An 18,757-nucleotide genomic window follows, 5' to 3' on the forward strand; every position below is an offset into this window, starting at 1 on the left:
GCTAGCCACGCGGCGCGCCAAGATCAAGTTTACCCCGGATTAGACCGGCCATGTCGACCCATTGGGGACATCGGCGGCGCCCGTGAAATTAACCATGTTCATTAAGAAACGGTCGTCGGGCCGCTCCTCCCCTTAACAAAGGTTAAGAAAAGGTTAATTTCCGATTCGGATCAGATCGGGGCGCGATCTCTCTCGCGCCGACACAGGGAGAGCGACATGCGGTCGAAATCAGAGCGGGCCAAATCAGTGCGGACCAAATCAGTGCGGACAAGCCTCGCGGCCCTCACGCTGGCAGCGCTTGCCGTCACCGTGGCCGCGCCGGCCGAGGCCGGCTTGCGCCATCATGACCGCGTCTACGCCGATTCGTTCGGCAATCTCGTCATCGACAGCGCAGCCGGCTACAAGCGCATCATCGTCGGCGAAGGCAAGCTGGCCAGGCAATTGTCCGACTACACCAGCGCCGGCCAGCCCAAGGTGATCTACCAAGACGAATCCGACGACATATCGGGCGAAGGGGACTGCTATCGCCCACCAGTGTTCGTCAAGGGCCGCTCCTATATGTACGGCCTGTCCGACGGCGAAATGCCGGAGCTCAGCCCCTGCCGTTGATGCGGGCTTGGCCGATTTTGACCACCGCCAGCCCATCGGCTGGCCCGGTGGAGACACGTACGCAGTCGCGCCCGGCGTTCTTTGCCAGGTAGAGCGCTTCATCCGCGCGCCGCATCAGGTCGGAAAAGCCTTCGCTCACGTGGAGCTCGGCAACGCCGAAGCTCGACGTGCAGCGGTTGTCGGCCGGCAACCCGCTGATAGGCAATGCGCCGAAGGCGTGGCGGGTGCCTTCCGCGAACAGCCGGGCGGCTGCAAGGTTGGCGCCTGTCAGGATAACGGCGAACTCCTCGCCACCGATGCGGCCAAGCACGTGATGGCCCTCGGCCGCTTCTCGCAGCAGGCCGGCAAAGGCCTCGATCACCCGGTCGCCGGACGCATGGCCGAAGCTGTCGTTGACGGACTTGAAATGATCGAGATCGGCGATGACCATCGCCACCGGCACCCCCAGGCGCCTGGCGTCGTGTACGGCCAGCTCCGCATGACGCGTGAAGCCGCCACGGTTGAGCAGGCCCGACAGCGTGTCCACCTCCGACTTCGACGTCACTTCGGCAAGCACATCGCGAACGAGAATGCCCAGCGTCAGCAGCGCCAGCGCCAAGGCAAAGACAGTGCCCAGCGACTGCGACACCAGCGCGTAGCTGCTTTGCAGATAGGCCTGCGGATTGGCGCCCCAGCCGCCGAGCGCATGCGCGATGAACGGCTTTGAGGCAAACTGCAGGCCGCTGGCCGCCAGCACCGCCATCAAGATCAGATCGAGCCGACCGCGGCTTTGCCTGGACGTCCAGACGATGCCAAGGCCAACGAACTGCATGGCGGCGTAGGGCAGCTGGTAGGCCATGATGCGGGTGAGCGACTGGCGCGGCAGATCCTGCACGAAATAGACCGCGATGGTGGTTGCGGCCAGGAAGAACAGCATCGGCGTCCATGGCGGCGCCACGCCATATTTGCGGGCAAGTCCGCCGTTGAAGGCAATGGTGGCGCCGAGGAAGACGGCAAAGGCCGTAACCACGGCAAGCCGCGCATCGTTGAAGGCCGGAATGCTGAATTCGATCGCTGAATAGACCACGCCGAGGACATAGGCTGACGCCAGCCAGCGCGCCGGCGCGCGGCCGGCATCGTGGAACGAGACAGCCATGAAGGATGCCGCCAGCAGCCCGGCAACCGCCAGATTGATCAACAGGATGAAGTTGGCGCCGCTCATCTATCCTCAGACCCCCGCCGACAGCTAAACATCGACGGGCGAAAAAGACGTTAACGCGAAGCGCGGACGCGGCGGTCAGCTGGCCTTGAGCGGCTCCGGCACGAACACCGTCTCCGGTCGCTCATAGGAGAGGCGCACGCTGTCGCGACCGTTTTTCTTGGCCTTGTAAAGCGCCTCGTCGGCCCGTCGCATCAACGGTTCCAGCGTCTCCTCGCCGCTGCGGGCCGCCACGCCGAAGCTGGCGGTGACCTTGGTGCCGGCGGGAAGCCCGTCGACGCCGCCAGCCGAATAGAGTGTGCGCACCGCCTCGGCGAACAGCCGCGCCGCGGCGAGATCGGTCAGCGGCAAAAGCACGGCGAATTCCTCGCCGCCGATGCGCCCCGCGGCACCTCGTGCTCCCGTGGCCGAGCGCAGCTTCCCGGCAAAATCCGCGATCACGCGGTCGCCGGCGGCATGCCCGTGCATATCGTTGAGCGCCTTGAAATGGTCGAGGTCGGCCAGCACCAGCGCCACCGGGAATTTGGCCGCGGCGCAACGCTGCAGCAGCATGGCGGCGCGCTCCTCGAAACCCCGGCGGTTGAGCAGCCCCGAAAGCGGATCGGTATGGGTCTCGGTCTTCAGCGCCTTCATCACGTCGAGCGCGGCGGCGGTGAAGAGGCAAAGCGCGATCAGCAGCGACAGCAGCGCGTGCGACAGCAGCGCCGTCGTCCAGTAGGACGAGCCGTAGAAACCGTCATAGCTGGCGAAGGGCCCGTGCGCGATGACGACCGCCAGGGTGCGCACGAAGAAATTGACGCCGGACAGCAGCGACAGCACAAACAGGATCTTTTCTGTCGGACCATTGTTGCGCACCGGACGCAGTTCGGCGGCGACGAGCAGGCTGACGCCGCCGAAACCGAAATTCATCGCCAGGATCCGCCAGGTGAGATCCGGGGTGACGAACAGGAACCACGCGAATGCCGCAAGGCCGCCGCCCGCCAGCACGGCGATCCCCGCGCCGGGCACCTTCCTGCCGTAGCGGGCGATGATGGCGCCGGACAGGCAACAGGCGGCAATGGTGAAGCAGAGGTTCGAGACCAGCTTGGTCAGCGTCACACCGATGGGCAAGGTGAAATATTGGAACAGGAAGCCGGGCGCCGAGACGCAGTAACTGAGCGCCAGCACGGCCAGATAGGGGCGATGACGCTGGTGGAACCACAGCATGAGGAAGGCCGCGCCGAGCGCCAGCGCGATCGTCGGATTGAGCAACGCTATGAACAGGCCGGTGTCCAAAGGGCCGTGACTTCCCCTCTGCTGACGTCGCGGAAGACCTTATCGGGCAAGCCCAAACAAGCCGTTAAGCCTGGGCTGTCGGCGCCGTATGTTTGCGGGAACCCGGTGCTGTCGGAAGCGTTCCTGAATCCACAATCCAGGAGCAGGCCATGGCCGACACGATCACATTGACCGACCACGATGCAATCCGTTCATGGGCTGCCGGGCGTGCCGGCTTTCCCGCAATCGTCGACATATCGCCAGAGGCTGGGACGCAGCCCATGCTTAGGCTGGTCTTCGGCCAGCACGCCTATCAGGACCAGGACCAGCCGGAACGGCCCGTCAACGCCGGCGGCTATGAGCTTGTCGAATGGGACGAGTGGTTCAAGCTCTTCGACGAAGAGCAGTTGGCGCTCGTGGTCGCGGCGGACGAACCTGGTCGCCGCGAGGAATTCCACGAACTCATCCGGCGCGACAGGAAGACTTGACCCGAGCCGCAAGGTTCGGGTCAAGTCCAGCCTGGCTTATTTCCAGTCGCGAATGTCGACGAAGTGGCCGGCAATCGCCGCCGCCGCCGCCATGGCCGGCGACACCAGGTGGGTGCGGCCCTTGAAGCCCTGGCGGCCCTCGAAATTGCGGTTCGAGGTCGAGGCGCAGCGCTCATGCGGCTTCAGCCGGTCGTCGTTCATGGCCAGGCACATCGAACAGCCCGGCTCGCGCCAGTCGAACCCGGCGGCGCGGAAGATCTTGTCCAGCCCCTCGGCTTCGGCCTGCTCCTTGACCAGGCCGGAGCCCGGCACGATCATGGCATCGACATGCGGGCTGACCGTCTTGCCCTCGACCACCTTGGCGACGGCGCGCAGATCCTCGATACGACCGTTGGTGCAGGAGCCGATGAAGACGCGGTCGAGCGTGATGTCGGTGATCTTCGTCCCCGGCGTCAGGCCCATATAGTCGAGCGCGCGCAGCTTGGAGGTGCGCTTGTTCTCGTCGGTGATGTCTTCCGGGTTCGGCACGATGCCCTGCACGGAGACGACATCCTCGGGCGAGGAGCCCCAGGAGACGATCGGCGGCAGCTTGGCCGCGTCGAGCACGATCACCTTGTCGAAATGCGCGCCTTCGTCGGTCTGCAGCGTCTTCCAGTATTCGAGCGCCGCGTCCCAGGCAGCGCCCTTCGGCGCGCGCGGCTTGTCCTTGACATAGGCGAAGGTGGTCTCGTCGGCCGCGATCAGGCCGGCGCGCGCGCCGCCCTCGATCGACATGTTGCAGATCGTCATGCGGCCTTCCATCGACAGCGCACGGATCGCCTCGCCGGCATATTCGATGACATAGCCGGTGCCGCCGGCGGTGCCGATCTCGCCGATGATGGCAAGGATGATGTCCTTGGCGGTGACGCCTTCCGGCAGCACGCCATCGACGCGCACCAGCATGTTCTTGGCCTTGCGCTGGATCAGCGTTTGCGTTGCCAGTACATGCTCGACTTCCGACGTGCCTATACCATGCGCCAGCGCGCCGAAAGCGCCATGCGTGGAGGTGTGGCTGTCGCCGCAGACGATGGTCATGCCGGGCAAGGTAAAGCCCTGCTCGGGGCCGATGATGTGGACGATGCCCTGGCGGATATCGTTCTCCGAATAATATTCGACGCCGAAATCCCTGGCGTTCTTGGCCAGCGCTTCGACCTGGATGCGGCTTTCCTCGTTCTTGATGCCGAACTTGCGCTCGGGCGAGGTCGAGACGTTGTGGTCGACGACAGCCAGCGTCTTTTCCGGGTGACGGACTTTCCGGCCGCTCATGCGCAGGCCTTCGAAGGCCTGCGGGCTGGTCACCTCATGGACGAGGTGGCGGTCGATGTAGAGCAGGCAGGTGCCGTCGTCCTGGCGGTCGACGACATGGTCGTCGAAAATCTTGTCGTAGAGGGTGCGCGGTGCGCTCATGTGCGTAAATCCGTCGATATGAGAATGGGAAAGAGCTGATGCCGCAAGCCCGCGGCCGGCCGTCAGGGATCAGCGAAGTCGGCTGGTCAGGGCGCCGGACACGCGCGCGGAAAAGCGCGACGGCAGGCGTTTTCTGTCCTGCAGCACGAAACCCTTGTAGGCCGGATCGCTGAAAAGCTTTTCCATGGCGGGCTAGATAGCAATGTTTTGGCTTTTCGGCAATTGCGGCGTGTCGCCAGCACTTCTCCCTCGGCTTACATCACCTCGAACACAAAAGTCTTCACCAGCGCATCCGGCTCGGCGATCGCATAGCAGCGGAACCACGGACTTTGCTCGACCGGCCGCCATTTTCTCGCCTGCTCCAATTCGTCGAACACGGCCTGAAATCCGCCGCTCTCAAACACCTGGTCGCGCACGGTGAAGATGGCGTGGCCGCCCTTTCGCGTGATGCGGACAAGCTCGCGCAGGCCGGTGGCCGCCGCATGGCTGATGGTGAACACACCGGTGGAGAAGAAGGCGCGAAAGTGCCCGTCCGGCCAGGGCAGCGGACCGCCGAGCATCGCCTTTTTCAAATCCCTGTAGGCATTGCGGCTGCCGGCGATCTTGAGCATGTCGTCGGAGAGGTCGAGCCCGGCGATCTCGCCGTAGCCCAGCGCCTTCAGCGACGGCGCCGACAGGCCGGTGCCGCAGCCGGCATCGAGCAGCGGGCCTTCGCCCGCCGGCACATGTCGCGCCACCCAGGCGGTGATCAGGAACGGCAGCAGATACCCGAGCGAAGCGGTCTCGCTGTCATAGGTCGCTGCCCAGTCGGCATAAGCCTTGGCCAGCCCTTCCGGTGTGTCGGCCGAATAGACCGAATCCAGTGCCGCGTTGGCCTTGTCGACATTCATCGCCTGCATCCTCCCGAGCGTCTCATGGCGATCGTAGCCCGGCCCGCGCCGGACTTCTATCGCTCGTGCTGGCGGCGCAAACGCCGCTCCAGCGCCCTGAGCGCCAGCGACAGGCCAACGGTGAGGATGAGATAGATGTAGGCTGTTATCGAATAGGTCTCGAAGAAGCGGAACGAGCCGGCGGCGTAGATTTTGCCCATCTGCGTGATGTCGGCGACGCCGAGCACCGAGACCAGGGAGGAATCCTTGACCATGGCGACGAAGTCGTTGCCGAGCGGCGGCAAAATGGTGCGGATGGCCTGCGGAAACACGATCAGTCGGAAACGCTGCGTGCGCGAAAGCCCGAGTGCCTTGGCCGCCTCGATCTGACCTTTCTCGACCGACTGGATGCCGGCGCGAAAAACCTCGGAGATGAAAGCGGAATAGCCGATGGTCAGCGCCATGATGGCGCGCCACAGTAACGACACGTCACGCACCAGCAATTCGCCGAGGACGCCGGCATTCTGCAAAGGCGCGGTCAGCCCGTTCCAGGCCGCGACGAAGGCCGGCGCGCCGGCAAAGGCTATCCAGAACAGCAGCACCAGGATCGGCACGCCCCGAATGATCTCGACATAGAAGCGCGCGATCTGCCGCAGCCAGGCCGAACCCGACAGTCCCATCAAAGCGATGCCGAGGCCGATCACCGACGCCAGGACGAAGGCGATCACGGTGACGAAGACGGTGATGCCGATGCCCTTGGCGACAGTGGCGAAGACCTGCGCATAGAGATCGCTGGCGGCGATGGCGAGGGCAGCGGCCAGCGCAAGGATACCGGCAACAGCGAGCCACCAGGGGAAGTCGGGTTTGGAGATGGTGGGGGCTGCCATTAGGCGGCGTAAAGAGTATCGAAGGATGGCGCCCAGGCGTCCCCCAGACGCAAACTCGGCGCGAGTTCCCTCACGCGCTCCGCCCGCGTCAAGACGGCTCACTGCCCCATCTTGTAATCAAGGAACCACTTCTTGTTCAGCGCATCCAGCGTGCCATCCGCCTTCAGCGCCGCGATCGCCGCGTTGACCGGCTTCACGAGGTCGGATCCCTTGGGAAAGATGAAGCCGAAATCCTCGGTGCCGAGCGGGCCGCCGATCAGCTTCAGCTTACCCTCCGAAGCATCGACATAACCCTTGCCGGCGGTGCCGTCTGTCAGCACGACATCGACGTCGCCGGATTTCAGTGCCTGCACGGTGGCGCCAAACGTCTCGAACAGTTTGATACGCGGGTTCTGCTCATTGCCGTCGAGCACACTGTAGACGGCGGTGTAGAACGGCGTGGTGCCGGCCTGCGCGCCGATCAGCCCGTCCTTGAAGGCGCCGAAGGTCTTGGCGTCGGTGAAACGGCTTTCATCGCCGCGCACCAGCATGAATTGTTCCGAGCGCATATAGGGATCGGAGAAATCGACCTTCTGCTTGCGGTCGTCCTTGATGGTGATGCCGGTCATGCCGATGTTGTACTGGTTGTCGGAGACCGCCTGGATCATCGCATCCCAGGAGGTGTTCTGGTACTCGACCTTGAAATTGAGCCGCTTGGCGATCTCGTTCATAGCGTCATATTCCCAGCCGATCTGTTTTCCCGTCTTGGCATCGATGAACTGCAGCGGCGGATAGGCGTTTTCGGTCACCACCACCACCTTCTTGCCGCCGAGATCGGGCAGCGCTTGCGCGAAGGCGGCAACGGGCGCCAGGACCAGAGCCAACAGGCCGGCCAGCAGCATTTTCGATTTGGTCATGACACACTCCCCGAAATGATTGGCCGCGCGCTGCTTGCGCGGCAGAGAAATCGGCGCCGACTTTAGCTTTCCGCGAGCGCCTTGCAAGACGGCTCCACTGCGACCTTGCGCGTTGACGTGGATTCCAGTGCTTCCGGGGGGCGGTTTTTGAGGACAGTCCTTGCCGCGATCAATCTTGCTCGGTCGCGGCTTCGCGCAATCCCGCGACAAGGCGGGTGAGCGTGCCGTGAAGGGTTTTGAGCTCAGCCCGCTCCAGCGGCATGCCGCAATCGAGCGCCGCCTGCACATCCTTCATGTTCGCGCGCAGCGCCTGGCCCTTGGCCGTCGGCTCGACCAGCACCCGGCGCTCGTCGACGGCATCGCGCCGGCGGGTGACGAGGCCGCCCGCTTCCATTCGCTTGAGCAGCGGCGTCAGCGTCGCTGAATCCAGGCCGAGCGCTTCGCCAAGGTCGCCCACGGTGCTCGGCGCGCGTTCCCACAGCGCCAGCATCACCAGATATTGCGGATAGGTCAGGCCGAGCGGATCGAGCAACGGCCGGTAGAGCTTGGTCATTAGTCCGCTCGCCGAATAGAGCGCGAAACAGAGCTGTTGATCGAGCCGTGGCACTGGGTGCGCCCCGGCGGCCTCCGCCGGGGCTTCTCTGGCTTTCGTTTCGACCTTTGTCGTCATGCCGCCTTTACCGAAAGCGCCACCTCGATATTGCCCCTGATGGCATTCGAATAGGGGCAAACCTGATGCGCTGCCGATACAAGCGCTTCCGCCGTCGCCTGATCAAGCCCTTTCGTCTCCGCTGCCAACGCGACGCCGAGCTTGAAGCCCTCGCCATTGGGAAGCAGGCTGACGGTGGCCGCTACCGCGGCATCTTCGAGCGGCAGCTTCTGCTTGCGCGCGACAAAGCGGATCGCGCTTTCGAAGCAGGCGGCATAGCCGATAGCGAAGAGCTGTTCGGGATTGGTCGCGCCACCCGGTCCGCCGAGTTCCTTGGGCATCGCCAGATCGACCTTGAGCAGGCCGTCGCTGGTTTCGCCATGGCCGGCGCGACCGCCCGTCACCTGGGCCTGTGTGGTGTAGAGTGCCATCTTCCATACTCCAATTAAATTGTGTACAATTATTTAGTACACAATATGATTCGGCGTCAATTGCCGCCGCCATCTCCGATGGCTGAACCCGTTCACAATTCGGTGAAACGAAAAAAGGCGGCCGAAGCCGCCTTTTTCAAATTCTTCGTCGAACCCTTATTCGGCCGGGGTCGCTTCGGCGGCAGCCTTGGCGGCTGCTTCAGCCTCGGCGGCCGCCTTCTTCTCGGCGGCTTCCTTGGCTGCCGTCTCGGCGGCCAGCGCCTGGGCGGCTGCGACCTTCTCGGCCTCGATGCGCGCCTTCTCGGCGTTCAGCGCGTCGCGCTCCTCATCATTGAGCTTGCGGGCGCGCACGCCGGTGTTTTCCGAGATACGGGCCGACTTGCCGCGACGATCGCGCAGGTAATAGAGCTTGGCGCGACGCACCTTGCCGCGGCGCACGATCTCGACGCCTTCGACCATCGGCGAGTAGACGGGGAACACGCGCTCGACGCCTTCGCCGTAGGAGATCTTGCGGACGGTGAAATTTTCCTGGAAGCCGGAACCGGCGCGGGCGATGACGACGCCCTCATAAGCCTGGACGCGGGTGCGGGTGCCTTCGGTCACGCGGACCTGGACGCGCACGGTGTCGCCGGGCTGGAATTCGGGAAGCTTGCGCTTGGCTTCGATCTTGGCGGCCTGTTCGGCCTCGAGCTGACGGATGAGATCCATCTAAAAATCCACTTCTTGTTCTTCCGACAGTCAGAGCGCCCTACGCTCGCCTTGCAGTTCCATTGACCGCTCGGCTATGTCCTTTGTCTCCAAGACATTTGTCTCCCAGGCATCGGACAGGGGCGACTACACCGTCATTGTTGACGGGTCCGGCAGATTTGTTCTTGCCGGTACGGGCGGGCACATACAGCTATTTCGGCGCTTTGTCACGCCTTGCCCGTGCATTTTTTGCCGGCATGGCTCCCAGCATGGCACCATCTTAATCCTGCCGTGCCGGGTTGCGTCTGTCCACCAAGCTTCCTAAGCCAGAATAGCACACTTCTTCACGGCGGCCATCATGTCTGTCTTCGACGCCATCCTGCTCTTCCTGGCGGGCTTTCTGTCAGGCGCCGCCAATGCGGTCGCCGGCGGCGGCACCTTCATCACCTTCGGCGCCATGACACTGGTCGGCGTCCCCCCGATCGTGGCCAACGCCACCTCCTCGGTGACCCAGTTCCCCGGCTATATCACCTCGACCCTCGCCTACTGGGCCGACATCAGGCACTTCTGGCGTGGCGCGCTGCTGCTCTGCCTGATCTCGGCCGTCGGCGCGCTAGCCGGCGCCCTGATCCTGCTGGCGCTCGACAATCCGTCCTTTCGCGTCTTGGTGCCGTGGCTGCTTTTGGGCGCGACGGCACTGTTTGCCGCCGGGCCTTGGCTGAAGCCGGCGCCGAAACCCGGACACGAAGCGGCTGTCGGCTCGCTCGCCGGCTCGCTGGCGCAATTCGTCACCGCCATCTATGGCGGCTTCTTCGGCGCCGGCATGGGCGTGATGATGCTGGCCACCCTCGGCCTGACCCAGGCCGGCGACTACCATCGGCTGAACGCGCTGAAGAACATGCTGGCCGTGGTCATCGCGGCGGTCGCCATCATCGTCTTCGTCTCCGGCGGCGTCGTCGCCTGGCCGGAGGCGATCGTCATGATCCCGGGCGGCGCGCTGGGCGGCTATGCCGGCGTCTGGATCGCCAAGCGCGTACCGCAGAACGTGGTGCGCGGCTTCGTCATCGCCGTCGGCCTGTTTCTGGCTTTTTACTACTTCAGCAAAGGCTGATCGCCGAACAGATCGGGTCGCCGCTCTTTCGTCAGCGTCTCCGACTGCGCTCGGCGCCACGCGGCGATCTTCTTGTGATTGCCGGAGATCAGCACTTCGGGAATCTCCCGGCCCTCGAATTCCTGCGGTCGCGTGTAGTGCGGATGTTCGAGCAGGCCGTTTTCGAAACTCTCTTCGTCCCCGGAGACCGCATTGCCCATCACCCCGGGCAACAGCCGCACCACGGCGTCGAGCAGCACCAGCGCCGCCGGCTCGCCACCGGACAGGATGAAATCGCCGATCGAGACTTCCTCCAGTCCCCGCGCATCGATCACTCGCTGATCGACGCCTTCGAAGCGGCCGCACAGGATGACGGCACCGGGCCCGGCGGCGAGTTCGCGCACGCGAGCCTGCGTCAGTGGTTTGCCGCGAGGGCTCATCAGCAGGCGCGGACGCAAATCGCCCTCCGGCGAGGCATGGTCGATCGCCTTCGCCAGGACATCGGCGCGCATCACCATGCCGGCGCCGCCGCCGGCCGGCGTGTCATCGACGGTGCGGTGCTTGTCGGCGGCGAAGTCGCGGATCTGTATAGCATCCAGCGACCATGTGCCCGCCTCCAGCGCCCGCCCGGCCAGCGACAGGCCAAGCGCGCCCGGAAACATTTCGGGATAGAGCGTCAGCACCGACGCGGCAAAACTCACCGGTTGCCCCCGGCGTCGCGCGGTCCGCGCGGCCGGCCCTTGGGGTCGAAATCCTCCTCGCGCGACGCCTCGCCGTCCTCGTCCTCGACCAGTCCAGCCGCCACCGGGTCGACGCGGACAAAGCCCTCGGCGACCGACACGGCAGGCACGGCGGCTTGCGTGAACGGGATCAGCACACCTTTGCGCCCGGCGAGCGTCACATCGAGAATGTCGCCGCCGCCGAAATTGTGCACCGCGACAACCTTGCCGATGGCGGCGCCGGTATCATCCCGGATCTCCAGCCCGATCAGGTCGGCATGGTAGAATTCGTCCTCCTCGCCATCGTCGGGCAGCATCGAGCGATCAACGAACAGCTCCGTGCCGGCGAGCGCCTCGGCCGCATTGCGGTCGCTGACACCCTTGAACCGCACCACGACAACGGTGTTGGCAGGCCTTATGTCGGTTATCTGAAAGGCTCGTCCATCCCTGGCGTAGAGCGGCCCATAATCCGCCAGCGCCATTGGCTCGCCGGTGAACGTTTTCACCCTGAGTTCGCCCTTGATGCCGTGCGCGGCGCCGATTACGGCCATCTGGACGGGGTTCTGCGGCTTGCTCATGGGCGAAAATCCTTTGTCCTGCTCTAGCGCCGCCTCGCGGTCATTTCAATAACGGGCTCTTCACCGCTTCCTAACCCGGCTGCCGGAAAATGGTGGCGAACCGGAACAGGCCCCATGCAGGAATTCCTCATACCGGCAAAAGCCGATCTCCAGGCCGCGCGCGAAAGCTGGCTGAAGATGCTGGCGCGCGAACGCCGGCTCTCGCCGGCAACCGTCGAGGCGTATGAGCGCGATTCACGCCAGTTCCTGCACTTCCTCACCGGCCATATCGGCGGACCGCCTGGCATTTCAGATATCGCCGACCTGCGCCCGGCCGACCTGCGCGGCTTCCTCGCCGCCCGCCGCCATGCCGGCGCCGGCGCCCGCACGCTTGGCCGTGGCCTGGCCGGCATTCGTTCACTGCTGCGGTTCCTTGAGCGGCGCGGCCTCGCCAATGCGGCTGGTGCCGCGGCCTTGCGAGCGCCACGCCAGCCCAAATCGCTGCCCAAGCCCCTGACGGCGAGCGATGCCAGGCACGTGGTCTCCGTCGAGGGGCAACTGGCGGAAGAACCCTGGATCGCCGCCCGCAACGCCGCCGTGCTGACGCTGCTTTACGGCTCGGGCCTGCGCATTTCGGAAGCGCTTGGCCTCGCCGCCGCCGACCTGGCGTCGGAAGCCGACACCGTCCTGCGCGTCACCGGCAAGGGCGGCAAGACACGGCTGGTGCCGGTACTGCCGGTGGCGCGCAGGGCGATCGGCGAATACCGCCGGCTCTGCCCCTATCATCTCGATCCGAAGGGCCTGCTGTTTCGCGGCGCGCGCGGCGGCCCGCTCAACCCGGCCATCATCCAGCGTGACATGGCGAAGCTGCGTTCGGCGCTCAACCTGCCGGAGACGGCGACGCCGCATGCCTTGCGCCATTCCTTCGCCACCCATCTGCTCGGCCGAGGCGGCGATCTGCGCACCATCCAGGAACTCCTGGGCCACGCCAGCCTGTCAACGACGCAGATCTATACCGGCGTCGACACCGCAAGGCTGCTCGAAATTTACGAATCGGCCCATCCCAGGGCATGAACCCTTCAATTTTGCCCTCCCGATTAACGGTTTTGCCGCTTTTCAGTCCTAGGAATGGGACCATGAAACGTGTCATTGCCATCGCCGACCGTGCGGCTTCCGTCTCGCTGAAACTGCTTGTGGCGCTCAACGTGCTGTTTTTCCTGTCCTTCCTTGCTGTCCTGCTGTTCGCCGTCGGCAGGGCGCACGCGGAAATTCCGACCTGTACCGGCGCCGACATGCTGTCCGCCTTGCAGAAGAACAACCCTGCCACCTACGGCAAAATCGAGGCCGAGGCGGCTGCCACGCTGAACGGCAAGGGGCTGCTCTGGAAGCTGGAAAAGTCAGGCGAACAGCCATCCTACCTGTTCGGCACCATGCACATGACCGATCCGCGCGTCACCACGCTGCCGGCCTATGCGCAGAAGGCCTTCGATGCAGCCGGCACCCTCATCATCGAGACCACCGACGTGCTCGACAAGCAGAAGATGATGACGGCGATGCTGAAGGAGCCGGACCTGATGATGTTCACCGACTCCACGACGCTTTCGTCACTGCTGTCGCCGGACGAAGCGGCGGCCATGAACGCCGCGCTCGACGCGCGCGGCATCCCCCCGGCGACAGTCGCCAAGATGAAGCCGTGGATGCTGTCGGCCATGATGGCGCTTCCGGCTTGCGAGCTCGCCCGCCAGTCCAGCGGCGCGCCGGTGCTCGACGTGAAGCTGGCGGAGAGCGCCAAGGCGGCCGGCAAGCCGGTGGAAGGATTGGAAACGGCCGAGAGCCAGCTGCGCGCCATGGCTTCGCTGCCGCTCGCCTTTCACATGAAGGGTCTGGTCGACACGCTGAAGCTGGGCGACAAGGTCAACGACATCAACGAGACCATGATCGTGCTTTACCAGCGTGGCGACACCGGCATGTTCTGGCCGCTGTTCCGCGCCGCCATGCCCGAGGAGCAGGACGACCCCGCGGGCTACGCCGCCTTCGAGGAAACCATGATCACCAGCCGCAACAAGGTGATGGTCGATCATGCCGAGCCGATCCTGGCCAAGGGCAACGCCTTCATGGCGGTCGGCGCGCTGCATCTGCCCGGTCCAGAGGGACTGGTCGAGGATTTCCGCAAAGCCGGCTATACTGTCACCGCCGTCAATTGAGTCGGACGGCAGCGGAGGCCCGCAAACGCCGCGTTTCCGGCGTTTTCCTCCGCTAGAGTGAAACCCATTCAACGGTTGCGCGTTGATGGATGTTGATTGACCTTTTTCATTTTCCCGGAGGACACATTTATGGCGAACACACCAAATCCAAACGATCCGTACAATTCTACCACCAATGCCCCTCGGCCGAGCGGCGGTGGCGGCAGCCCCTGGCTGATTGCACTGGTCGTCGTCATCCTGGCGATTGTCGCGTATTATGTTTTCGGAAGAAGTGGCGAGCACCCGGCACCCGCCGAACCGCCAGCGGCCAGCACACCGGCTCCGGCGCCCGCGCCGGCTGAACCGATGAAGCCCGCCGAACCGGCCAAGCCAGCTCCCGCGCCCGCCCCGGCTCCTGCACCAGCGCCCGCCCCGGCTCCTGCACCAGCGCCGGCTCCCGCACCAGCGCCTGCGCCGGCCAACTGATCGGCTCGAATCAAAAGCGAACGGCCCGCTGAAAGGCGGGCCGTTTTGTTTTGGGTGATGACCGTTGGGGGGTCTTTGGCGCCAAGCCACCCCCGCGCGTTCGTCATCCTCGGGCTTGACCCGAGGATGCATGCCGCGACCTCGGCCGAGGAATGCAGCGGACCAGAATTCCGCACCGCAGGAGCGCTCTGAAGTCACGGCATGGAGCCTATGGTCTACGCCGCGTCGCTTCGCTCCTTGTTCCGCCATAGTATGACCAAGCGTTGGGCACCCTTAGATGTGGATCGGCTTGAAGAAGGTGGCCAGCGCCGCTTCCTTCACCGCTTCCGACATCGTTGGATGGGCGTGGCAGGTGCGGGCCAGATCTTCCGACGAGCCGCCGAACTCCATCAGCACCGCCGCCTCATGGATCATCTCACCGGCGCCGAAGCCGACGATATGGACGCCGAGCACGCGGTCGCTTGTCTTGTCGGCCAGGATCTTCACGAAACCGTCGGTATGCAGCATGGCGCGCGCGCGGCCGTTGGCGGTGAAGGGGAATTTGCCGACCTTGTAGTCGATGCCGGCCTTCTTCAGCTCTTCCTCGGTCTTGCCGACCGACGCGATCTCCGGACTGGTGTAGACGACGCTCGGAATGACGTCATAGTTCACATGGCCGGCCTGGCCGGCGATGGTCTCGGCCACGGCCACGCCCTCGTCCTCGGCCTTGTGCGCCAGCATCGGCCCGGCGATGACGTCGCCGATGGCGTAGATTCCGGGAACACTGGTCCTGAGATGCCCGTCGGTCTTGACCCGGCCGCGCTCGTCGACCTCGACGCCGGCTTCCTTCAGCCCGAGGCTGTCCGAAAAGGCGCGGCGTCCCGTCGAGATCAGCACGGCATCGGCCTCGATGGTCTCGACCGCGCCACCCTTGACGGGCTCGAAGGTAACGGTCGCGCCCTTCTTGGCCTTGGCGACGCCGGTCACCTTGGCGCCGAGCTTGAACTCGAAGCCCTGCTTGGAGAGCAGCCGCTGGAACTGTTTCGACACCTCGCCGTCCATGCCGCCCAAAATGGTGTCGAGGAACTCGACCACAGTGACCTTGGCGCCGAGCCGTGCCCAGACCGAGCCGAGCTCGAGGCCGATGACACCGCCGCCGACTACCACCAGATGGCCCGGCACCTTCTCCAAAGACAGAGCGCCCGTCGACGAAACTATGACCGTCTCGTCGAAGTCGACCTTGACGCCGGGAATGCCGGCGACATCGGACCCGGTGGCGATGACGATGTTCTTGGTCTCGATCTCCTCGACCTTGCCGTCCTCGCCGGTCACCGAGACCTTGCCTGCGGCGACCACCTTGCCGGTGCCGCGGAAGGCATCGATCTTGTTTTTCTTGAACAGGAAGGCGACGCCATTGACGTTGGACGACACCGTCGCATCCTTGTGCGCCATCATTTTCTTCAGGTTCAGCTTGGGTGCCGGAATTTCGACGCCGAGCGTGTCGAAGGAATGGCCGGCCTCGGCGAACATTTCCGATGCATAAAGCAGCGCCTTGGACGGGATGCAGCCGATGTTGAGGCAGGTGCCGCCGAAGGTCGCGTTCTTTTCGACCACCGCGACCTTCAGCCCAAGCTGTGACGCCTTGATGGCGCAGACATAGCCGCCCGGTCCGGAGCCGATGATAACCACGTCATAAGCCATGTTTGTTTCCCTTTGCTTGGGGTTCAGCGGCCGCCGCTGACATTCAGGATCGCGCCCGTCGTATAGGACGCGGCATCGGATAAAAGATAGAGGACCGCACCGGCGACTTCATCCGCCGTGCCCGCCCTTTTCATCGGCAGCAGATCGCGGAACCGCTCTATCCGGTCCGGCTGGCCTCCGGAGGCGTGGATGTCGGTGTCGATGATGCCCGGCCGCACCGCATTGACGCGAATGCCTTCCAGCGCCACTTCGCGGGCAAGCCCGATGGTGAAGGTGTCGATGGCGCCCTTGGAGGCGGCATAGTCGACATATTCGCCCGGCGAGCCTAGCGTCGCCGCCGCCGACGAGATGTTGACGATCGCACCGCCCGACCCGCCATGCCGCGTCGACATGCGCTTGACCGCCTCGCGGGCGCACAGGAACGAGCCGATGACATTGATGCGCATCATGCGTTCCAGCCGCGAAACATCCATCTCGTCGACGCGCGCCTTGACGTCGACGATGCCGGCATTGTTGACGAAGGCGTCGAAGCGGCCAAAGGCGCGGTCGACGGCGCCGAACATGGCCACGATATCGGTTTCCTTGCCGACATCGCCCCTGACGGCAACGGCTTCGCCGCCGCCGTTCCTGATCTCGGCGACCAGCGCATCGGCGGCGGCCTTGTTGGAGGCATAATTGACCGCGACGCGATAGCCCGCCTCCGATCCCAGTCGGCAGATGGCGGCGCCGATGCCGCGGCCGCCGCCGGTGACCAGCAGCACTTTTTGCGTCGCGCTCATTCCTGGCATCCCTTCATCGCGAACACATCGGATGGCACTTTCGAAAATCCGCCGCCGCCATACGCCCGGGATTGCCTAAGCACCGGCCCGAGATCGGGCAGGATCAGCGTCTTCGGCGCCTCGACACCCTCGGCCGGCAAAAGCCCGACAGTGCCCTTGTCGTCGGACGTGTAGATGACGCCGTTCCACAGCGTGCAGGCGGCAAGCTCCTCGCCGGTCACGTCGCCTTCCGGGCACTTGTACATCAGCGCGCCGTTCGGCCGCGCAACATCCGCGGTCCACATGACGATGCCGTTCAGCACCACATTGTTGTCGAGGATCAGCCGGAACGTGTTGGTGACAACAGCCGATGTGCCGGTCGGAGTAAAATCGATCTCGCCGCCACTCTGGACGTCGCCATAGACGGCAAGCTCGATTGGACAGGCGGCCTGGGCGGCTGCGGTAGCCATCACGATACCGGCCATCAACACAACCGGTTTGGTGGCTCCAAGCAAACGGGCCATCATTGGCCGCTCTTTGCCGCAAGCCGCCATCCGACCGCCTCAGAGATCGAGCACCAGCCGTTCCGGATCCTCCAGGCTTTCCTTGACCCGCACCAGGAAGGTCACGGCTTCCTTGCCGTCGACGATGCGGTGATCGTAGCTGAGCGCCAGATACATCATCGGCCGGATCACGATCTGGCCGCCGACCACGACCGGCCGGTCCTGGATCTTGTGCATGCCGAGAATGCCCGACTGCGGCGCATTGAGGATGGGCGTCGACATCAGCGACCCGTAGACGCCACCATTGGAGATGGTGAAGGTGCCGCCCTGCATGTCGGCGACCGACAGCTTGCCGTCGCGCGCGGCGATGCCCAGCCGGCCGATATCCTTCTCGATCTCGGCGATCGACATCTGGTCGGCATCGCGCACGACCGGAACCACGAGACCCTTTTCGGTGCCGACCGCGACACCGATATGGGCATAGTTCTTGAAGATGATATCGGTGCCGTCGATCTCGGCATTGACCGAGGGGATTTCCTTCAGCGCGTGGGTGACGGCCTTGGTGAAGAAGCCCATGAAACCGAGCTTCACGCCGTGCTTCTTCTCGAAAACGTCCTTGTACTTGGTCCTGAGCGCCATCACCGCCGACATGTCGACTTCGTTGAAGGTGGTCAGCATGGCGGCGGTAGACTGCGCCTCCTTCAGGCGGCGCGCGATGGTCTGGCGCAGCTTGGTCATGCGCACGCGCTCCTCGCGCGATGCATCGTCGCCCGACGACGGCGCCCGAACCGCGATCGGTGCCGGCGCTGCCTTTGGCGTCTCGGCCGGCTGCGACGGCGCACCCTTGGAGATGGCATCCAGCACGTCGCCCTTCAGCACCTGGCCCCGCTTGCCCGAGCCGGAGAGCTGGTCGACCGACAGATTGTTCTCGGCGATCAATTTTGCCGCCGCCGGCGCCGGCGGCATGGTGCGCGGCTCGACCGGTCCGGCATCGCCGGCAACCTTGGCGGTCTCGGCCGCGGCCTGCTTGGTGGTGGATGCCGCGTCAGGGCTGGACGCCTGCGCGACCGCTTGCGGCTTGGTCGCGGGACCAGCCGCGCCACCGGCCGAAATCGACCCGAGCAGGGCGCCGACGCCGACCGTCTCGCCTTCCCCAACTGTAATCTCACCGAGCGTCCCGGCGGCGGCGGCGGGCACCTCTATCGTCACCTTGTCGGTCTCGAGCTCGACCAGCGGCTCGTCCGCGGCAATGGCATCGCCGACCTTCTTGAACCATTTGCCGACGGTCGCTTCGGTGACGGATTCGCCGAGTGTGGGAACGCGGATTTCGGTAGCCATTGTGCCTGTCCGTTCTTTCGGTTCTGTTC

20 protein-coding genes are annotated in these 18,757 nt (G+C 64.6%); 5 read left to right on the forward strand and 15 right to left on the reverse strand.

All coding sequences use genetic code 11. The annotated features are described in order from the left end of the window. Positions 1–216 precede the first annotated feature (216 nt). A complete protein-coding gene (locus AC3CB8_RS03080; RefSeq protein ID WP_435053032.1) occupies positions 217–609 on the forward strand; it encodes a hypothetical protein in 393 nt (130 codons plus the stop codon). Here AC3CB8_RS03080 and AC3CB8_RS03085 read toward each other — a convergent pair. Further along, entirely contained in the window at positions 593–1,810 is a 1,218-nt protein-coding gene (locus AC3CB8_RS03085) for a GGDEF domain-containing protein (protein ID WP_352563953.1), read from the reverse strand. The genes AC3CB8_RS03080 and AC3CB8_RS03085 overlap by 17 nt on opposite strands. A 75-nt stretch (positions 1,811–1,885) precedes the next feature. Next, on the reverse strand, positions 1,886–3,082 hold the full coding sequence (locus tag AC3CB8_RS03090) for a GGDEF domain-containing protein (protein ID WP_352563952.1): 1,197 nt from the start codon (positions 3,080–3,082) through the stop codon (positions 1,886–1,888). 149 nt (positions 3,083–3,231) lie between these two features. Between AC3CB8_RS03090 and AC3CB8_RS03095 the strand changes: the two genes are divergently transcribed. Next, a complete protein-coding gene (locus AC3CB8_RS03095) occupies positions 3,232–3,549 on the forward strand; it encodes a hypothetical protein (protein ID WP_023771895.1) in 318 nt (105 codons plus the stop codon). Between the two features lie 36 nt (positions 3,550–3,585). Here AC3CB8_RS03095 and leuC read toward each other — a convergent pair whose 3' ends face one another. The 7 genes from leuC to rplS form a co-directional block, all read right to left on the reverse strand. Continuing rightward, entirely contained in the window at positions 3,586–4,995 is a 1,410-nt protein-coding gene (leuC, locus tag AC3CB8_RS03100; protein ID WP_023771896.1) for a 3-isopropylmalate dehydratase large subunit, read from the reverse strand. Between the two features lie 254 nt (positions 4,996–5,249). Next, positions 5,250–5,885, reverse strand: coding sequence for a class I SAM-dependent DNA methyltransferase (locus AC3CB8_RS03105; protein ID WP_352563951.1), 636 nt, complete (start codon positions 5,883–5,885; stop codon positions 5,250–5,252). Positions 5,886–5,941: 56 nt separating this feature from the next. Then, entirely contained in the window at positions 5,942–6,751 is an 810-nt protein-coding gene (locus tag AC3CB8_RS03110; RefSeq protein WP_023771899.1) for an amino acid ABC transporter permease, read from the reverse strand. A gap of 98 nt (positions 6,752–6,849) precedes the next feature. After that, positions 6,850–7,647 (reverse strand): transporter substrate-binding domain-containing protein, encoded by a 798-nt coding sequence (locus tag AC3CB8_RS03115; RefSeq protein WP_023771900.1) that lies wholly within the window; start codon positions 7,645–7,647, stop codon positions 6,850–6,852. A gap of 169 nt (positions 7,648–7,816) precedes the next feature. After that, on the reverse strand, positions 7,817–8,317 hold the full coding sequence (locus AC3CB8_RS03120; RefSeq protein WP_352549710.1) for a MarR family winged helix-turn-helix transcriptional regulator: 501 nt from the start codon (positions 8,315–8,317) through the stop codon (positions 7,817–7,819). After that, a complete protein-coding gene (locus tag AC3CB8_RS03125; protein WP_023784132.1) occupies positions 8,314–8,727 on the reverse strand; it encodes an organic hydroperoxide resistance protein in 414 nt (137 codons plus the stop codon). Before AC3CB8_RS03125 ends, AC3CB8_RS03120 begins: the two co-directional genes overlap by 4 nt. A gap of 156 nt (positions 8,728–8,883) precedes the next feature. Next, positions 8,884–9,435 carry a 50S ribosomal protein L19 gene (gene rplS / locus AC3CB8_RS03130; protein ID WP_013892267.1) on the reverse strand — a complete coding sequence of 184 codons (552 nt, stop codon included), beginning with the start codon at positions 9,433–9,435 and terminating at the stop codon, positions 8,884–8,886. Between the two features lie 337 nt (positions 9,436–9,772). On the opposite strand from rplS, the gene AC3CB8_RS03135 reads away from it, so the two are divergent. Further along, entirely contained in the window at positions 9,773–10,525 is a 753-nt protein-coding gene (locus tag AC3CB8_RS03135) for a sulfite exporter TauE/SafE family protein (protein WP_023784131.1), read from the forward strand. Here AC3CB8_RS03135 and trmD read toward each other — a convergent pair. Both trmD and rimM read right to left on the reverse strand, forming a co-directional pair. After that, the gene (gene trmD / locus AC3CB8_RS03140; RefSeq protein WP_023784130.1) at positions 10,507–11,205 is read right to left on the reverse strand and encodes a tRNA (guanosine(37)-N1)-methyltransferase TrmD; all 699 of its coding nucleotides are present in this window, start codon (positions 11,203–11,205) and stop codon (positions 10,507–10,509) included. The genes AC3CB8_RS03135 and trmD overlap by 19 nt on opposite strands. Continuing rightward, positions 11,202–11,801, reverse strand: a complete 600-nt coding sequence (gene rimM / locus AC3CB8_RS03145; protein WP_023771905.1) for a ribosome maturation factor RimM — start codon at positions 11,799–11,801, stop codon at positions 11,202–11,204. The genes trmD and rimM overlap by 4 nt, the downstream gene beginning before the upstream one ends. 114 nt (positions 11,802–11,915) lie before the next feature. Between rimM and AC3CB8_RS03150 the strand changes: the two genes are divergently transcribed. Continuing rightward, positions 11,916–12,854 (forward strand): tyrosine recombinase XerC, encoded by a 939-nt coding sequence (locus tag AC3CB8_RS03150; protein ID WP_352563950.1) that lies wholly within the window; start codon positions 11,916–11,918, stop codon positions 12,852–12,854. 62 nt (positions 12,855–12,916) lie between these two features. Then, complete coding sequence (locus AC3CB8_RS03155) at positions 12,917–13,984, forward strand: TraB/GumN family protein (protein WP_352549631.1); 1,068 nt, start codon at positions 12,917–12,919, stop codon at positions 13,982–13,984. A gap of 738 nt (positions 13,985–14,722) precedes the next feature. Here the strand turns inward: AC3CB8_RS03155 and lpdA are convergent. The 4 genes from lpdA to odhB form a co-directional block, all read right to left on the reverse strand. Beyond that, positions 14,723–16,129: a dihydrolipoyl dehydrogenase gene (gene lpdA / locus AC3CB8_RS03160; protein WP_352563949.1), complete on the reverse strand. Its 1,407-nt coding sequence runs from the start codon at positions 16,127–16,129 to the stop codon at positions 14,723–14,725. Between the two features lie 23 nt (positions 16,130–16,152). After that, the gene (locus tag AC3CB8_RS03165; RefSeq protein ID WP_352563948.1) at positions 16,153–16,908 is read right to left on the reverse strand and encodes an SDR family oxidoreductase; all 756 of its coding nucleotides are present in this window, start codon (positions 16,906–16,908) and stop codon (positions 16,153–16,155) included. After that, entirely contained in the window at positions 16,905–17,372 is a 468-nt protein-coding gene (locus tag AC3CB8_RS03170) for a hypothetical protein (protein ID WP_435053036.1), read from the reverse strand. The genes AC3CB8_RS03165 and AC3CB8_RS03170 overlap by 4 nt, the downstream gene beginning before the upstream one ends. 78 nt (positions 17,373–17,450) lie before the next feature. After that, positions 17,451–18,728, reverse strand: coding sequence for a 2-oxoglutarate dehydrogenase complex dihydrolipoyllysine-residue succinyltransferase (odhB, locus tag AC3CB8_RS03175; protein ID WP_352549625.1), 1,278 nt, complete (start codon positions 18,726–18,728; stop codon positions 17,451–17,453). Between the last annotated feature and the right edge of the window lie 29 nt (positions 18,729–18,757).

It is taken from the genome of Mesorhizobium sp. P160927 (assembly GCF_057766385.1).